Below are 15863 nucleotides of genomic sequence, written 5' to 3' on the forward strand. Positions count from 1 at the left end.
TAAATCCGTCTGAGAAGAGAGAGAAAGCAAAGGGCTTCTTGCTTTCTTCTGTCAACCATCGCAGGGGGAACGGGGGGATGTCCAATGCCCCGACGCGGCCTTCTGGCAACATCCCGCATCCAGGCGACGCCACGCTAAACAACAGACAAGTTCACCCTTTAAAATGAAGTGTGTTAAGTTCTATTTTCTCTTCTGTATATTAAATGAATAACGTCAGAATTCATTTCTGGCCGTTATAGCGTAGCGGATTGGAAATTCTCGTCTTGTTCATAATGCCTTTTTCTTGTTAAAGTAACGACGTCAGCGTCGAATACTTTGTGTATTACATGGACGTTATTTCTACAATAATCAGGGGATGGGGCGAATATGAAGTATGTTTTTGCGTTTATGCTGAGCGTGGGATTATCAGGATGTACCGCAAATGATTGGGTGGATGCTGCGGGCGGGATAATGCAGGCCCATGACAAACAAGAAAAAGACGCCATGAATAAGCGTATAAAAGCCGCCAATAAAGCTGCAGGGTACTGATTTTTTAATAAATTAATATTCCTCTTCTTAATCAAGACAGCATGAGGAGGAATGGTTTTTAATCAAACTTACTGACTAAATATTCCCCTGACTTTTGCCTGTTGACAAGAGATATAGCCATAATGCTGTCGGTTTTCTCTGTTATCGAAAACGACATAAAAAGGCATGGTCTGTGCGTCTTTTTTCAGCGTCTGGTTGAGGCGGCTCGCGCCGATTTCAGGAACCATTAAAAAATGGGTATAGCGCATTGCATCTCCTTGCAGCGAATATAATTACATGAGGAATTAAAAAACACCCGATATTTTCTGAGCATCTGATCTTTTAAAAAAAGACAGGGAAGTGCAATTATCGGCCTTATCGTTACGCACGTAACGGATTTTTGTGGGACCGCTTGATTATTAGCCATGAATAAGTTTAAAACCTGCTGATGAGTGGTAACCGCGGGTGTTTAGCAATGCAGGGCAGATAAGGTTACGAAATATGCTTTCGGTCGAACAGACAGATCATCGCAACCATTTCCCCAACCCCTGGGGACGATGAAAGCGACCGTTCGCCTTCCAGCCTGGGCGAGACATCTCGCCGGCGTTAATGGCGCTGGCGATACCGGACACGTTAATTCGGCGGTCTATCATGGTCGCGTGAAAAGCGTAGCCGCCTCGCGCACAGATCTTCAGGACATCGTTGCCGATCGATGCGGTTCTGCACGCTCGGATAGTCAATAGCCGTAAGTTACGCGCCACGCCGGCGGCGAGCCTTGTGCCAGAAGGGTCCTCACCTCAGACGAGGCTCGATGTCCGCACCTTGAGCCTGCCCGCCAGCATCACGTGCGTGGCGGCATCTTCCTGGTTGCACAGGTACTCCACCGCCAGGCGTCCCAGCTCGCTGTATGGCAGCTGGATACTGGTCAGCGGCGGGGTGAGCTGCTCGGAGATTTTCTGGTCATCATAGCCCGCCAGCAGCATATCCTGGGGGATGCCAATGCCGTTTACCGCCAGCGCCTGATAGCAACCGATCGCCAGCCAGTCGCTGGCGCAGAAGATGGCGTCCGGGCGTTCATCCAGCGCCAGCAGAGAGGTGGTGGCGGTAAAAGACTCGCTGAACTGCCAGTTGGTCTGGCGCACCAGACTGTCGTCACACGCTAAACCGGCCTGCTGCAGCGCGGCCTGGTAGCCGGCCAGACGCTGGCGGGAGGCTTCCATCCAGCTCTCCCCGGTGATGTGGGCAATACGCTTTGCGCCGCAGGCGATAAGGTGTTTTGTCACCTGGAAGGCGTTGGCGTAGTCGTCCGGAATAAACGACGGCAGCAGCGGCGAGCCGGGGTCGCGCTGGTTGAGCAGCACCAGCGGAATACGGCTGCAGTCCTGAAAAGCAGTCATGTCGACAAGGGTGGTCACGGGGGAGGCGAGAATAATCCCCACGCAGTTGCGCTTCTCCAGCTGGCGGATAATGTTCAGCGCCAGCTCCACGTCATCGCCATAGTCGTAAACGGTCAGCAGCGCTTCGTTGCGCCACGCGGCTTCCCGCGCCTGGCTGATGGCGTCGATAAACGGATCAAAGCTTTGCAGGGAGCTCACCAGCAGGGCGATTTCTTCCTGGTTGCGCGGCGCATGAATGGCGGGCAGGCGGTCGTAGCCGAGTTCGGTCGCCACGCTGATGACCCGCTGGCGGGTGTCGTCGCTGAGCTTGATGTTGCGCGACTGGTTGAGCACCAGCGATACCGTCGCCTGAGACACGCCCGCCGTTCGCGCAATATCATTCATCGTGACTTTAGTCTTTCGCTTCATTCGTCCTCTCCCTCTCGCGTCACCGCATCATACCCTAACTGCTCGCTTACGCGCTGTCGATCACGTTTCTCATTCACCGAAGCGTGAACTTTGTGAAGGCTGTCGCTTTTCTTCGCGTGGTGATTTGCGCATTTATCCTGCGGCTAATATTTATTAGCTAAATATTATCAGCAAGAGGACGCGTAATGAAAGAGCAGTGGAGTAAAGCGCAGGCGCAGGCGTGGTATCAGCAGAAGGGGTGGCTGTGCGGGTTCAACTACCTGCCGTCAACGGCAGTGAACTGGACCGATATCTGGCAGCAAGAGACTTTCGATGCCGAGACCATCGATCGCGAACTAGGCTGGGCGGCGGAGGCGGGCTACAACACCCTGCGTATCAACCTGCCGTTTATTGTCTGGGAAGACGATCGCGACGGCCTGATAGCGCGTATCGACAAGTTTCTGACCCTCGCCGACAGTCGCGGATTCAGCACCATGCTGACTCTGATGGACGACTGCGGTTTCTCCGGTGATGAGCCCTATCTGGGGCCGCAAAAACCGCCGGTGCCGGGTAAGCACAACAGCCAGGCGGCCGCGAGCCCGGGACGCGACAAGGTCTGCGATCCCGACTGCTGGCCGCATATTGAGCGCTATATTCGCGACGTTGTCCGCCAGTTCCGCGACGACAGCCGCGTGCTGCTGTGGGATCTGTATAACGAGCCGGGCAACCGCGGCATTTTCGCAACCGGTACGCAAGAGGTGCAGTATGACGCGAAGCTGGAGACCTGCGCGCATGAGCTGATGAAACTGGCGTTCCGCTGGGCGCGTGAAGAGGATCCGACTCAGCCGCTTACCGTCTGCGCCTGGCGTCTGCCGGCGGAGGAGGAGGGCGAGACGTTTTATCAGCATCCGCTGGATCAGACCGCGCTGGCGTTATCAGACGTGGTGAGTTTCCACGCCTACACCAATACCGGGCGTATGACCGCGATTATCCAGCAGCTGCAGGCGCTTGGGCGACCAATCTTCTGCACCGAATGGCTGGCCCGCCACGTGGGCAGCACCATCGAAGAGCAACTCCCGCTGATGTACGCGGCGAAGATCGCTCCGTATCAGTGGGGACTGGTGCGCGGCAAAACGCAGACGTGGCTGCCGTGGCCGGTAGTGATGAAAGAGTCCACGGACTACTGCCGTCTCTGGTTCCACGATGTATTTGAGGAGAACGGTATCCCGTTTTCGCGCAGTGAAATGGCCTTAATGAAGAAGCTCCGTCAGATTGCCCCGCAGGCTCAGGGCTAATAATATCCACCCGGCGGCCTGCCGCCGGGCAACCAGGTACGCACTATGGCAATGACAATGAAAATACCGTCTCGCGAGTTGTGGTCTTATTTTGGTTATGGTTTAGGTCAGTGTTTTAGCTTTGGTTTAGTGGGTTCGTTTATTAACTATTTCTACACCGACGTGCTGGGGATCTCGGCACTGGCGGCGAGTACCATCTTCCTGATTGCCCGCGCGTGGGACGCGGTTCACGATCCGCTATTTGCCAGCATAATGGATACCATTAACACCCGGTTCGGCAAGTTTCGCCACTTTTTGCTGATTGCCCCGGTACTGATTACCGGCGTCACGCTGCTGTCGTTCTATAAAATCGAAGCGGACATGACCACTAAAATTCTCTACGCCGGGGTGACGTACATTCTGTGGGGGACGCTGTACGCCATCTCTGATATTCCGTTCTGGTCGATGTCGTCGGTGATGACCAATGACTCCGGGCAGCGCACCCGCGCGGTGACGGCGGCCATGCTGGGGGTCAACGCCGGGATCGCCTGCGCCAATATCTTCTTCCCGAAACTGGCGGCGTTTTTCGCGCACTACAGCAACGACAAAGGCTACTTTATGGCGGCGCTGGTCATGATGCTGGTAGGCCTGCCGCTGATGCTCAACGGCTTTATGCAGATTAAGGAGCGCGTGCCGCCGAGTCCGGAAAAGGTGACGATACGTGACACCTTCCATAACCTGCGCCAGAACAAGCCGCTGTTTATCGTTCTGCTGTCGTTCTTTTTCTGCGTGTTTCACAACGTGGCCGGTGGCCTCTATATCTACTTCTTTATCAACAATATGGGGGACGGCAGCCTGCAGATGGCGATCGGCGTGATGGGGATTATGGCGGCGGTGGTGTGCCTTGTCGCCCCGATGCTGACGCGCAGGATGCAGAAGCGGAAGCTGTTTATGATCCTCTGCGGGCTGGATGTCGCGGTACGCGTGGTGATGTGGTTTGTCGGATATCAGCACGCGGCCATGCTGTTTACCCTGCTTGGCCTGAGTACGCTGTTCGTGATGATGACCAATATCCTCACCTCGTCGATGATTGCCGACACCATCGAATATGCGGAGTACCACACCCACAAGCGTTGCGCGGCGATCACCTTCTCCGGACAAACCTTTACCGGCAAGATGTCGGTTGCGGTCGGCGGCGGGTTAATCGGCGTGTTTCTGACGATGATCGGCTATGTGCCGCAGGCGCCCACCCAGAGTGACGGTGTGCTGTCGGGGCTGTTCTTTGGTATCTGCCTGCTCCCGGCCATAGGCTCGCTGATCCGGCTGGTGTTTATGTCGCGCTTTACCTTTACCGAGGAGAAGCATGCGGAGATCTGCCGACTACTGGCGGAGCGCAGGCACGAGAAAGAGCAGCAGGGTGAGGACGAGGGACGTCTGGCGCATCCGGCCACGGTGAACTAACCACTAACGCCTGCACTGCAGGCGTTATGTATTCTTCTCAGCGCCGGAGCGCGATCAACTGTCTGGAGAATAGCCGGAAGCCGTCTCCGCTAACTACGCCAGAATGTACGCGAAAGCAGAATCAGTAGCGGATAGATCTCCAGTCGCCCCAGCAGCATCGCCATACACATCAGGTATTTCGATACATCATTCAGGCCAGCGAAGCCATCGGCGGTCGCCCCAAAACCGAGGCCCATGTTATTAATGCAGGCGGCAACCGATGCAAACGATGTCAGCAGATCGTAGCCCTGTAGATTCAGCAGCCAGACAAATAGGCAGGTCGTGAGGATATACAGAAAGAAGAAACTCCACACCGAACGCAGCACGCGATCGGTGATGATTGCGTTTCCGACGCGGATACTCATGATTGCCCGGGGATGGGCTAATTGATGTACCTCGTGGCGGCTCTGCTTGAAGAGGATCAGAAAACGCAGCGCCTTAATTCCCCCGCAGGTCGACCCGACACAGCCGCCGAAAAAGCTCGCTGACAGCAGCAGCACGATAATTTCCGGCGGCCAGGAGGCATAATCCGCCGTTGCCAGACCGTTATCGGTGATCATAGAACTGGTGAGAAAAAAGGCGTGGACCAACGATTTGGGCAGGCTGTACATCCCCGCACGCCACACTTCGAAAGTGACCACCGCCACCACCAGCGCCACCACCAGGAAAAAGAAATGCATCTCGGTGCTGCGGCGAAACGGTTTCAGACTACGACGCGCGATAGCCACAAAATAGAGGGTGAAGTTAAGGGCCGAGAGCAGAGAAAAGGCCCCGGCCACCAGTTCTATTGCATCGCTCTGGTAGTAACCGATGCTTTCCGTATGCGTGGAGAACCCTCCCAGCGACACCGTCGATAGCCCGTGACAAAGGGCATCAAAAAACGACATCCCGGCAAGGAAAAAAGCAAGAGTACAGGCGCCTCCCAGCAGCATATAGGTGAGCCACAGACTTCTGGCAGTATCCGCCAGCCTCGGCGTCAGACGCTCCTCTTTAAACGGACCGGGCATCTCGGACTGATAAAGCTTCATTCCCCCGATGCCCAGCAGCGGCAACACCGCCACAGCGAGCACGATAACCCCTAAGCCGCCCACAAAATTGAGCTGGGCGCGGTAATAGAGGATCGACACGGGTAGCGAAGAGACGTCATGAAATACTGACGCCCCGGTGGTGGTAATCCCCGAGACGCCCTCAAACAGGGCGTCGGCTATCGACAGGCGTAGTTCGTCATTTAACCACAGCGGCAAAGCGCTGATGGCGGAAAACAGCAGCCAGAACAGCACGATAATCAGAAAACCATCGCGGGTTTCGAGATTAACCTTCGACTGATGCGTCGCCCGCCAGCAGAGCAAACCGCCAGAGAAGGCGAGAACAAAGGTCGAAAAAAAGGCAAAAACGCTGCGCTCTTTGGCGAACAGCGCAATCAGCATCGGCGGGATCATGGTCAGGCTGTAGAGCAAAACCAGAAACCCACACAGGTGAAGAACAATTTTAAACCGGGTTGAAATGTACATCGGCGGTCTTATCGTTTCGCGAGCGTAACTACGATGAACAGGGATAAGGAATTATATGATATTGGGGGACAAATTGAGTTGAGGGAGCGCAGTAAACGGCCACCTGGGGACAGTCAGGGTTCGCGATCCGTTGTTGTCAGAGGCGCAAAAAAAAGCCCCGTAAACGGGGCGAAATGCTCGGGTAGTGCAGTTAATTGTAATACGGTACGCCCAGCTCATCCGATTTGTCGCTACCGGCAGCCATATGATTGAAATCAAATGGAGAGTCGTTATGTTCGGAAGGCATAATCATCGCGTCGCGGTGATTGTGGCGAACCGGCGTAGTCGTTTGCTCCGCATAGCTCTGGCTGGAGACCAGGCCGACCAGGACCATGGCCGCGGTAGCGAATAGTTTCATGATTTCCTCAATACGTCTTGTTGCAGGCGATTAACAGCAGTTGTTTAGTGGCATCAGATAGCGGGATTCACCCGGCATATTGGTCATGCGATATTTGTGCGGCGGAACGTCGAAGTAGTTTTTAAAGGTTCTCGTCAGCGTTTGTTGCGATTCGAAACCGTAACGTTCTGCCAGGTACAAAATCGGCTCATTGCTCTGCTTGAGTTTTTGCGCGATTTCCGTCAGCTTGCGACTGCGGATGTACTGGCCTAAGGAGTGACCGGTCTCTTTTTTAAACATTCTTTGCAGGTGCCATTTGGAGTAACCAGAACGCTCGGACACTTTTTCCAGCGACAGGGGCGATTCCAGGTTATCTTCAATCCACGACAAAATACTATGGATAGTGATGGCGTCATTATTGCGTCTGGACATCATCTTACCTCTTCTTATTACGGCAGGACTTTTTTGAGTAAATGCTCAAGATTGACCACTTCATCCGCCGACAGATTTTTTGTTAATTCCTGGTGCAATTTCTGACCCACAACCTGATGACACTGCTCACAAAGGGCTGCACCGTCTGGTGTTAGCTGCACCAGTACGCCGCGTTTGTCATTGGGGTTGGGTAACCGTTCAATCCAGCCTTTACAGACCAGACGGTCGAGCATGCGCGTCATTGCGCCTGGGTCGACCGACAGCACGGTTTTCAGCTCAACGGGGGTAATACATACTTCGCAACGAATGGAACAAAGCACCCGAAACTGGGTGGAAGTAATATCCATCGGCGAGAGATATTCGTTGAGCAGGCGATCTTTTTTCTGGTTAACCATTTGGATCAAGCGACCGAGGGGGATCATTTCGTTAAACAGATCGCTGGTGTTTTTCACAATGGTTGCCCAGGCAAGTAGTTAATTGCTGCTGATATTATTGCCCAGGCAATAATATGTCAACCTGAGGGATTAGACGATGACACGATTTGCTAAAGCAGACTTCTGGCCCTGGCTGAAGCGGCGGTGGGGCGCTGCACCGGCCGGGTGATAAGCGCTGGAATGATATTGACGAGCAAAGTTATACTGGCGCGGCAAAACTTTTTAATAGTGAAAAATTAACGGGGCCTTAATTCATTATGATTGAACTCTTTCAGGCGATAGGTCTGGGGCTGGTGGTGATTTTACCGCTGGCGAACCCGCTGACGACCGTTGCGTTGTTCCTCGGGCTGGCTGGCAATATGAACAACGAGGAGCGCAACAAACAATCGCTGATGGCCTCGGTGTACGTATTCATTATCCTGATGGTTGCCTGGTATGCCGGTCAGGTGGTGATGAGCACCTTCGGCATCTCTATTCCCGGCCTGCGCATTGCCGGCGGGTTGATTGTGGCCTTCATCGGTTTTCGGATGCTCTTCCCGCAGCAGAAATCGCATGACTCGATGGAAGCGAAGATCAAATCCGAAGAGCTGGTGGATGAACCGACGGCCAATATCGCGTTTGTGCCGCTGGCCATGCCGAGCACCGCCGGGCCGGGGACCATCGCCATGCTGATCAGTACGGCATCGACGGTGAAGCATGGCGTCGATTTTCCGAACTGGGTGGTGCTGGTGGCGCCGCCGATTATCTTTGCCCTGGTCGGGATTATTCTCTGGGGCTGCCTGCGCAGCTCTGGGGCAATCATGCGTCTGGTGGGGAAAGGGGGAATCGAAGCGATTTCGCGCCTGATGGGCTTCCTGCTGGTGTGCATGGGCGTACAGTTTATTATCAACGGTGTGCTGGAAATTATTACCACCTACCACGCCTGATAACGTCGCCGTCGCTTCACTGACGACCCGCGAATAAAAAAGCCTGCCGATGGAACAACCGGCAGGCTTTTTTCTTTCGTCATCCCGTTCAGGAGTGGTGAGGCTGATGATCGTCCAGCGACACCGGCCAGCGGCGGAATATCATGATTGACCACACCAGCGCCACCAGCGCCGGAATCGCCCCGACGTAGCCGATCGCGTCCATCGAAAGATGCGTGCTGACCTGGCTGCCGACCAGCGCGCCCGCGCCGATACCAATATTAAAGATCCCTGAAAACAGCGACATCGCCACATCGGTGGCATCCGGCGCCAGCGCCAGAACCTTCACCTGCATCCCCAGACCAATAATCATGATCGCGATGCCCCAGAAGATGCTTAACACCATCAGGTGGTGAGCGTTTTGCGATGCCGGCAGCAGCAGCAGCAGGCTGACCAGCAGCAGGCCAATGGCGATGCTAATCAGCCCGGAAGCATGCTGGTTGCCCAGTTTACCAAACAGCACGCTGCCGATGATCCCTGCGCCGCCGAGGATCAGCAGCAGCACGGTGGCAAAATTACCGCTCATACCGGCTACCGTTTGTACAAATGGTTCAATATAGCTGTAGGCGGTGTAATGTGCGGTCACCACGATGACGGTCAGCAGATAGATGCTCAGCAGCGCCGGGCGACGGAACAGCACCGGCAGGCTTTTCAACGAACCGGAATGCTCGCTGGGCAGTTTAGGCAGCAGCTTAAACAGGCACACCAGCGTCACCAGCGCCCCCAGACCGATCGCCAGGAAGGTGGTCCGCCAGCCAAAATACTGCCCGATGATGCGGCCGATAGGAATGCCGAATACCATCGCCAGCGCGGTGCCGGTTGCAATCAGACTCAGCGCCTGCGCACGTTTGCCCGGCGGCGCCAGACGTATTGCTAATGCAGAGGTTATCGACCAGAAGACCGCGTGGGCAAAGGCGATCCCGATGCGGCTGATCACCAGAACGTTGAAGCTCCAGGCAAAGAACGACAGCACATGGCTGGCAATAAACAGAATGAACAGGCCGATCAGGAGGCGGCGGCGCTCCATCTGGCTGGTCAGCAGCATAAACGGCAGCGACATTAACGCGACCACCCACGCATAGATGGTCAGCATCATACCCACCTGAGCGGTCTCCATGCCGAAGCTGTCGGCAATGTCGGACAGCAGACCGACCGGAGCGAACTCGGTGGTGTTAAAAATGAAAGCGGCGATCGCAAGCGTGACTACCCGAAGCCACGCGACCCTGCGTGAAACCGTGTTTGTAATCATAGGTTCTGAGCTGGTTACTAAAGAGGAAGAAGAGGTCTCGATCTTAAAACGATTGCTGGTGAAAATACAATCGTTTTGTGATCTGGATCTCACTATGGCATCAGGCGGCATTTATAAGCTAACGGATTCATTTTTATATAGATCGTGTACATGACCCGCTTTTATGTCATGTTGAAGAAAAGTAAAAACAGGAAGCGTTGTATGATGCAGGAAATTGATTTTTACCTGGTAGATGCCTTCAGCGATCGCAATTTTGGCGGTAATGCCGCCGCGGTGTGCCCACTCACCGAATGGTTACCCGACGACACGCTGCTGAGTATGGCGCAGCAGCACAACCAGTCCGAGACCGCCTTTTTTGTGCGTACCGATGAGGGTTATGAGCTGCGCTGGTTCACCACGCTGCATGAGATTAACCTCTGCGGTCACGCCACGCTGGCCTCGGCGCACATTATCTTTGAATATCTCGACCATCCTTCCACCACGGTGGTGTTCAGTACCCGTTTTGTGGGGGAACTGAGGGTGACGCGTAACGGCGACTGGCTGACGTTAGACTTCCCGGCGTGGCAAACCACCCCGGTTATCGCCCCGCCGCCGGAGCTGCTGGCCGGACTTGGGCTGGATAAGGCCGTAGAGATTCGCGAAGGGCGGGATTATCTGGTGATCCTCGAAAACCGCCAGCAGGTGGAAGCCGTGCGGCCGAATATGTCATTGCTTGAGCGGACGGGCAAAATGATCTGCGTCAGCGCCGCCGATGATGAATATGATTTCGTCAGCCGCTTTTTCTGCCCGGGCGAGGGCGTTGTTGAAGACCCGGTGACCGGCTCGGCGCACAGTATGCTAATTCCCTACTGGGGGGAAAAACTGGCCAAAACGACGCTGCAGGCGCGGCAGGTCTCCGCCCGCGGGGGCGATCTGCGCTGTCAGTGGCTGGGCGATCGGGTGCTGATTGGCGGGCAGGCGACAACGTACATGACCGGCACCATTACGCTACGCTAAGGAGATACCGTGAAAGAGATCCCCATGTATCTGGTTTCAGCGTTCAGTGAACGGCCTTTTGCCGGTAACCCGGCGGCGGTGTGCCTGCTGGACGCGTGGCTGGCGGATGATATTTTGCTCAAAATGGCGCAGGAGCATAATCAGTCTGAAACCGCCTTCGTGGTGCGCGAGGGAGAGGCGTTTTCTCTGCGTTGGTTCACGACCCGCAATGAAGTGAATCTGTGTGGGCACGCCACTCTCGCCAGCGCACACGTTATTTTTCATCACCTCGACTTTCCGCACGCGGCGATTCATTTTGCGACCGCCTCCGGTCGTCTGACCGTGAGCCGGGAAGGGGGCTGGCTGACCCTGGATTTCCCGGCGAGTGCCACGCAAGAGAGCACCCCGCCTGCAGCCCTGCTCGCCGGATTAGGCCTTGAGCGGTACGTAAGCGCCCACCGTGGCCGGGCATGGCTTATCGAGCTGGCCAGCCGCGAAGAGGTTGCCGCCGTGCGCCCGAATATCGCGGCAATGACGCCCGGAGAACATAAGGTGACGATTACCGCCCCCGGCGATGGCGAGTATGACTTTGTCAGCCGCTTTTTCTCCCCGGGAGAAGCGGTATGGGAGGATCCGGTCACCGGTTCGGCGCATACCATGCTGATCCCGTTCTGGAGCGCGAAACTGGGGAAAAGTAAAATGCTGGCCCGTCAGATATCGGCGCGCGGCGGCGATATTCGCTGTGAGCTGAAGGGCGATCGCGTGCTGATGGCCGGCCAGGCGGTGACCTGGCTGCAGGGGAGAATTTTGCTGCGCTGAATCTAAACCCGTGAGAGCAGGATGCCCGCGTAAAGCGGGCATCAACGGCAGAGAAGCGAATCTAGCCGAGACGGGCGATATTGGCTTTAATCACCTCAACAGAGCGGCGGAATTGCGCCGCTTCATCGTCGGCCAGTTGCAGTTCAATAATCTGCTGGACGCCGCTCTGCGTCAGTACCGCCGGTACGCCAACCGCGACATCATACATACCGTATTCGCCGTCAAGAATGCACGAAATAGCCAGTGCACGGTGGCTGCCGGTGAAAATATTGCGACAGATCTCGGCGATGGTGCCGGCGACGCCGTACTCGGTGCAGCCTTTCCCGGCGTAAATTTCAAAGCCAAGGGTGCGAACCTTCTCCGCGATCTGCTGGCGATCCAGCCGCTGGCCGGTATGTTTCAGGTAAACATCGGCAATCGGGGAACCGTAAACCGACGAATGCGACCAGACCGGAAACTGCGTATCGCCATGTTCGCCGAGAATAAAAGCATCGATGCTCTGGGCGCCAATATCGAGTGCCTGGGCGAGCACCCGCCGCAAGCGGGTGGTATCCAGCCAGACGCCGGTGCCTATCACCTGGCTACGCGGGAGTCCGGACAGCTTCCATACCTGCCAGGTAATAATATCGCAGGGGTTGGTGGCCACCAGAAAGAGGCCGTTGAAGCCGTTGTCCATCATCTGTGGAACGATGCTGTTAACGATTTTGGCGGTGGCGTTCAGCTCGTCAAGGCGGGTCTGGCCTTGTTTCAGCGATCCGCCGGAAACGGTAATCACCGCGATATCGACATCGGCACAGTCGCTGACCTCCCGGGTTGAAATGGTCATCATCCCCGGCATATAGGCGGCTGCATCGCTAAGATCCTGAGCATGTGCCTGTGCTCTGGCCCTATCGAGGTCCACAAGGATAAGCTCCTCGCAGATAGTCTGGTTTAACAATGCGTAAGCCGCTGAGGTGCCGACATTGCCGGCACCGATAATCATCACCTTGCGTGCTTTGGTATTCATGGCCCATTCCCGATATCAAGCGTCATGGCATAAAATTACTGCGGTTCAATTGCTTAGCGCAAGTGGCGGCGGGTTGTATAAGTTAAAACTATGAGAAAGGGGGTATGCGCTGCGCTACAGTAGGCGAAAAAAGGAGCTCGCCTATGTATACCATCGCCCCGACAGCCATAACCGATCCGCATCTGACGGCGCTGATTGCTCGCCTCGATGCCTATCAGAAATCCCTCTATCCGGCCGAGAGCAACCACCTCGTGGATTTGAGCCAGCTGGCGGTGGAGTCGGTGATTGTGCTGCTGATCCGCGATGCCCACCAACAGGCGGTCGGCTGCGGGGCGATTGTGCTCGGCCACGATGGGGTTGGGGAGATGAAGCGGGTGTTTATCGACCCGGATCATCGTGGGCAAAAGCTTGGCGAACGGCTGCTGGAGGCGCTGGAAACGGAAGCGCTGCGCCGGGACTGCCATACCGTGCGGCTGGAGACGGGAGTTCATCAGCAGGCGGCGGTCAGGTTGTATACCCGCTGGGGTTATCAGACCCGCAGCGCCTTCGCACCCTATCAACCGGACCCGTTGAGCCTGTTTATGGAGAAACTGCTCGTTGCCGATCTTCGTTCAGCTGCGCTATAAACGCCTCCAGCTGACGGGTTTTCGCTCCGCGCCGCCAGACCAGCCAGGTTGTCAGCCAGCGCCACTCTTCGGCCAGCGGCCAGGCCGACACCTGATGATGGCCGGGCATACTCTCCAGCATACTACGCGGGATCAGCGCCAGCCCGGCGCCGGCAATGACGCAGGCCAGCATCCCGTGATAGGACTCCATTTCATGGATCCGCCCCGGCGTTGCCCGGTCGGCGTGGAACCAGCTCTCAAAATGGCGGCGATAGGAACAGTTAGCGCGAAAGGCGTAGACGCTGCTGCCGTTCACCTCGCTGGCGCGGGTAATCGGCGGATGGCCGAAGGGCGCCACAATCATCATCTCTTCCGGAAAGACCGGTAATCCCTCAAGGCCGGGATGGACCAGCGGCCCGTCGACAAATGCGGCGCTTAAGGTGCCCTCCAGTACGCCATCAATCATCGTTCCGGAAGGGCCGGTAGAAAGCGCGAGATGGATTTTCGGGTAGCGCTGGTTATAAAGCGCCAGCGTCGAGGGAATGCGAACCGCGGCGGTACTCTCCAGGGAACCCAGCGAAAACAGCCCCTGCGGCTCATCTCCGGCGACCACCATTCGGGCTTCATCGACCAGCGCGAGGATCTGCTGGCTGTAGCGCAAAAAGCTGTGTCCCGCCGGCGAAAGGCGCAGGCGCTGATTCTCACGAATAAACAGCTCGACGCCGAGGTCGGCCTCCAGCTGGCGAATTCGGGTCGTCAGATTTGACGGGACGCGGTGCACCTTCTGCGCGGCCTGGGTAATGCTGCCGGTGCTGGCGACGGCGTTAAACATCTCAAGCTGGGTCAGGTCCATAGTGTTCTTCTTTTGTGAATAGGTTGCTTAATATTATTCATTTTCAATGAAAAGCAGGGTAAGCCAGAATGAGGTCAATTCGCAATCAACATTCGTCATCAACAGAGAGAGCATAACGATGAATTTATCTGCAACTCACGCGGTTTCCGTCAACCCGGCCACGGGAGAAAGGGTGTCGTCTCTGCCCTGTGCGAGCGAACAAGAGGTGGATTCGGCGATTGCGCTTGCTGAGCAAGGTTATCGTCAGTGGCGTCACGTCAGTCTCGAACAGCGCGCTGACGCCCTGCGTAAAGTCGGTAATGCGCTGCGCGCCCGCGCCGAAGAGATGGCGCAAATGATCAGCCTGGAGATGGGTAAACCGATTGCCCAGGCTCGTGGTGAGGTGACTAAATCCGCCAATCTCTGCGACTGGTATGCGGAACACGGCCCGGCCATGCTGGCGACCGAAGCCACTCAGGTGGAAAATAACAATGCGGTGATTGAGTATCGTCCGCTGGGCGCGATTCTCGCCATTATGCCGTGGAACTTCCCGCTGTGGCAGGTTCTGCGCGGTGCGGTACCGATTCTGCTGGCGGGGAATAGCTATCTGTTGAAACATGCGCCGAACGTGATGGGGAGCGCGGCGCTGATTGGCGAGATCGTTAATCAGGCAGGGCTGCCGGCCGGCGTATTTGGCTGGGTTAATGCGACCAATGACGGCGTATCCCGGATGATCAACGATTCGCGTATTGCCGCGGTGACGGTAACCGGCAGCGTACGCGCCGGGAAAGCGATTGGCGCCCAGGCCGGCGCGGCATTGAAGAAATGCGTTCTTGAACTGGGCGGTTCCGATCCGTTTATCGTCCTGAATGATGCCGATCTCGATGAAGCGGTAAAAGCCGCGGTGATTGGCCGCTATCAAAATACCGGGCAGGTTTGTGCCGCCGCGAAGCGCTTTATCGTTGAGGCCGGGATTGCCGAAGCCTTCAGCAAAAAGTTTGTTGCCGCGGTTGAAGCGCTGAAGATGGGCGATCCGCGTGATGAGGCCAATTACCTCGGGCCAATGGCGCGATTCGATCTGCGTGATGAGCTGCATCAACAGGTAACGGCCACCCTGGCTGAAGGGGCGACCCTGCTGCTTGGGGCGGAGAAAATCGCCGGGCAGGGTAACTACTATGCGCCAACGGTACTGGGCAACGTGACCCCGGAGATGACCGGATTCCGCCAGGAGCTGTTTGGTCCGGTGGCGACCATTACCGTGGCGCGAGACGCCGCCCATGCGCTGACGCTGGCAAATGACAGCGAATTCGGCCTGTCGGCGACCGTGTTTACCGCAAGCGTCGATGAAGCCGGGCGTTTTTCTCGCGAGCTGGAGTGCGGTGGCGTCTTTATCAACGGTTACAGCGCCAGCGATGCGCGCGTGGCGTTTGGCGGGGTGAAGAAGAGCGGCTTTGGTCGCGAGCTGTCCCACTTTGGCCTGCATGAGTTCTGCAACGTCCAGACCGTATGGAAAGACCGTCGCTAACGGAAGTCGCACCTGACGATCGTCGTCGTGCTCTGCTATACTCGCAGCCCGAATTTTGACGGCGGGCAA

General features: G+C 56.3%; 17 protein-coding genes. 8 read left to right on the forward strand and 9 right to left on the reverse strand.

Annotated elements, in window-relative coordinates; all coding sequences use genetic code 11:
• The first annotated feature begins 366 nt into the window (after positions 1 to 366).
• Entirely contained in the window at positions 367 to 528 is a 162-nt protein-coding gene (locus Q1L34_RS13125; protein WP_004862211.1) for a hypothetical protein, read from the forward strand.
• Between the two features lie 68 nt (positions 529 to 596).
• On the opposite strand, the gene Q1L34_RS13130 is transcribed toward Q1L34_RS13125, so the two are convergent.
• Entirely contained in the window at positions 597 to 776 is a 180-nt protein-coding gene (locus Q1L34_RS13130; protein WP_065906537.1) for a hypothetical protein, read from the reverse strand.
• Positions 777 to 1304: 528 nt separating this feature from the next.
• Positions 1305 to 2312, reverse strand: coding sequence for a LacI family DNA-binding transcriptional regulator (locus Q1L34_RS13135; protein WP_048023619.1), 1008 nt, complete (start codon positions 2310 to 2312; stop codon positions 1305 to 1307).
• Between the two features lie 185 nt (positions 2313 to 2497).
• Between Q1L34_RS13135 and Q1L34_RS13140 the strand changes: the two genes are divergently transcribed.
• The gene (locus tag Q1L34_RS13140; RefSeq protein ID WP_015584289.1) at positions 2498 to 3586 is read left to right on the forward strand and encodes a cellulase family glycosylhydrolase; all 1089 of its coding nucleotides are present in this window, start codon (positions 2498 to 2500) and stop codon (positions 3584 to 3586) included.
• Between the two features lie 45 nt (positions 3587 to 3631).
• Entirely contained in the window at positions 3632 to 5026 is a 1395-nt protein-coding gene (locus tag Q1L34_RS13145) for an MFS transporter (protein ID WP_032717477.1), read from the forward strand.
• Between the two features lie 89 nt (positions 5027 to 5115).
• On the opposite strand, the gene Q1L34_RS13150 is transcribed toward Q1L34_RS13145, so the two are convergent.
• The 4 genes from Q1L34_RS13150 to marR form a co-directional block, all read right to left on the reverse strand.
• The gene (locus tag Q1L34_RS13150) at positions 5116 to 6576 is read right to left on the reverse strand and encodes a TrkH family potassium uptake protein (RefSeq protein ID WP_004862197.1); all 1461 of its coding nucleotides are present in this window, start codon (positions 6574 to 6576) and stop codon (positions 5116 to 5118) included.
• A gap of 190 nt (positions 6577 to 6766) precedes the next feature.
• Complete coding sequence (gene marB / locus Q1L34_RS13155; RefSeq protein ID WP_004862194.1) at positions 6767 to 6973, reverse strand: multiple antibiotic resistance protein MarB; 207 nt, start codon at positions 6971 to 6973, stop codon at positions 6767 to 6769.
• Positions 6974 to 7003: 30 nt separating this feature from the next.
• The gene (gene marA / locus Q1L34_RS13160) at positions 7004 to 7384 is read right to left on the reverse strand and encodes an MDR efflux pump AcrAB transcriptional activator MarA (protein ID WP_004862191.1); all 381 of its coding nucleotides are present in this window, start codon (positions 7382 to 7384) and stop codon (positions 7004 to 7006) included.
• Between the two features lie 17 nt (positions 7385 to 7401).
• Entirely contained in the window at positions 7402 to 7836 is a 435-nt protein-coding gene (marR, locus tag Q1L34_RS13165; RefSeq protein ID WP_004862187.1) for a multiple antibiotic resistance transcriptional regulator MarR, read from the reverse strand.
• 239 nt (positions 7837 to 8075) lie between these two features.
• Here marR and Q1L34_RS13170 point away from each other — a divergent pair, with 239 nt between their 5' ends.
• Entirely contained in the window at positions 8076 to 8744 is a 669-nt protein-coding gene (locus Q1L34_RS13170) for a MarC family NAAT transporter (protein ID WP_004862185.1), read from the forward strand.
• 88 nt (positions 8745 to 8832) lie between these two features.
• Here the strand turns inward: Q1L34_RS13170 and Q1L34_RS13175 are convergent, their stop codons facing one another.
• Positions 8833 to 10032 (reverse strand): sugar transporter, encoded by a 1200-nt coding sequence (locus Q1L34_RS13175; RefSeq protein ID WP_004862182.1) that lies wholly within the window; start codon positions 10030 to 10032, stop codon positions 8833 to 8835.
• Between the two features lie 204 nt (positions 10033 to 10236).
• Between Q1L34_RS13175 and Q1L34_RS13180 the strand changes: the two genes are divergently transcribed.
• Positions 10237 to 11028 (forward strand): PhzF family phenazine biosynthesis protein, encoded by a 792-nt coding sequence (locus tag Q1L34_RS13180; protein WP_032724359.1) that lies wholly within the window; start codon positions 10237 to 10239, stop codon positions 11026 to 11028.
• A gap of 9 nt (positions 11029 to 11037) precedes the next feature.
• The gene (locus tag Q1L34_RS13185) at positions 11038 to 11826 is read left to right on the forward strand and encodes a PhzF family phenazine biosynthesis protein (RefSeq protein ID WP_032717476.1); all 789 of its coding nucleotides are present in this window, start codon (positions 11038 to 11040) and stop codon (positions 11824 to 11826) included.
• Between the two features lie 61 nt (positions 11827 to 11887).
• Here the strand turns inward: Q1L34_RS13185 and Q1L34_RS13190 are convergent, their stop codons facing one another.
• Complete coding sequence (locus Q1L34_RS13190) at positions 11888 to 12832, reverse strand: L-lactate dehydrogenase (RefSeq protein WP_015584294.1); 945 nt, start codon at positions 12830 to 12832, stop codon at positions 11888 to 11890.
• Between the two features lie 143 nt (positions 12833 to 12975).
• Here Q1L34_RS13190 and Q1L34_RS13195 point away from each other — a divergent pair, with 143 nt between their 5' ends.
• Positions 12976 to 13458 carry a GNAT family N-acetyltransferase gene (locus Q1L34_RS13195; RefSeq protein WP_071359417.1) on the forward strand — a complete coding sequence of 161 codons (483 nt, stop codon included), beginning with the start codon at positions 12976 to 12978 and terminating at the stop codon, positions 13456 to 13458.
• Here Q1L34_RS13195 and ptrR read toward each other — a convergent pair.
• The gene (gene ptrR, locus Q1L34_RS13200) at positions 13412 to 14290 is read right to left on the reverse strand and encodes a putrescine utilization regulator PtrR (RefSeq protein ID WP_004862169.1); all 879 of its coding nucleotides are present in this window, start codon (positions 14288 to 14290) and stop codon (positions 13412 to 13414) included. The genes Q1L34_RS13195 and ptrR overlap by 47 nt on opposite strands.
• Before the next feature lie 118 nt (positions 14291 to 14408).
• Here ptrR and sad point away from each other — a divergent pair, with 118 nt between their 5' ends.
• On the forward strand, positions 14409 to 15794 hold the full coding sequence (gene sad, locus Q1L34_RS13205; RefSeq protein WP_327204564.1) for a succinate-semialdehyde dehydrogenase: 1386 nt from the start codon (positions 14409 to 14411) through the stop codon (positions 15792 to 15794).
• Positions 15795 to 15863: the final 69 nt, after the last annotated feature.

This window comes from Klebsiella ornithinolytica (genome assembly GCF_030505655.1).
In the GTDB taxonomy this organism is placed as follows: domain Bacteria; phylum Pseudomonadota; class Gammaproteobacteria; order Enterobacterales; family Enterobacteriaceae; genus Klebsiella; species Klebsiella ornithinolytica.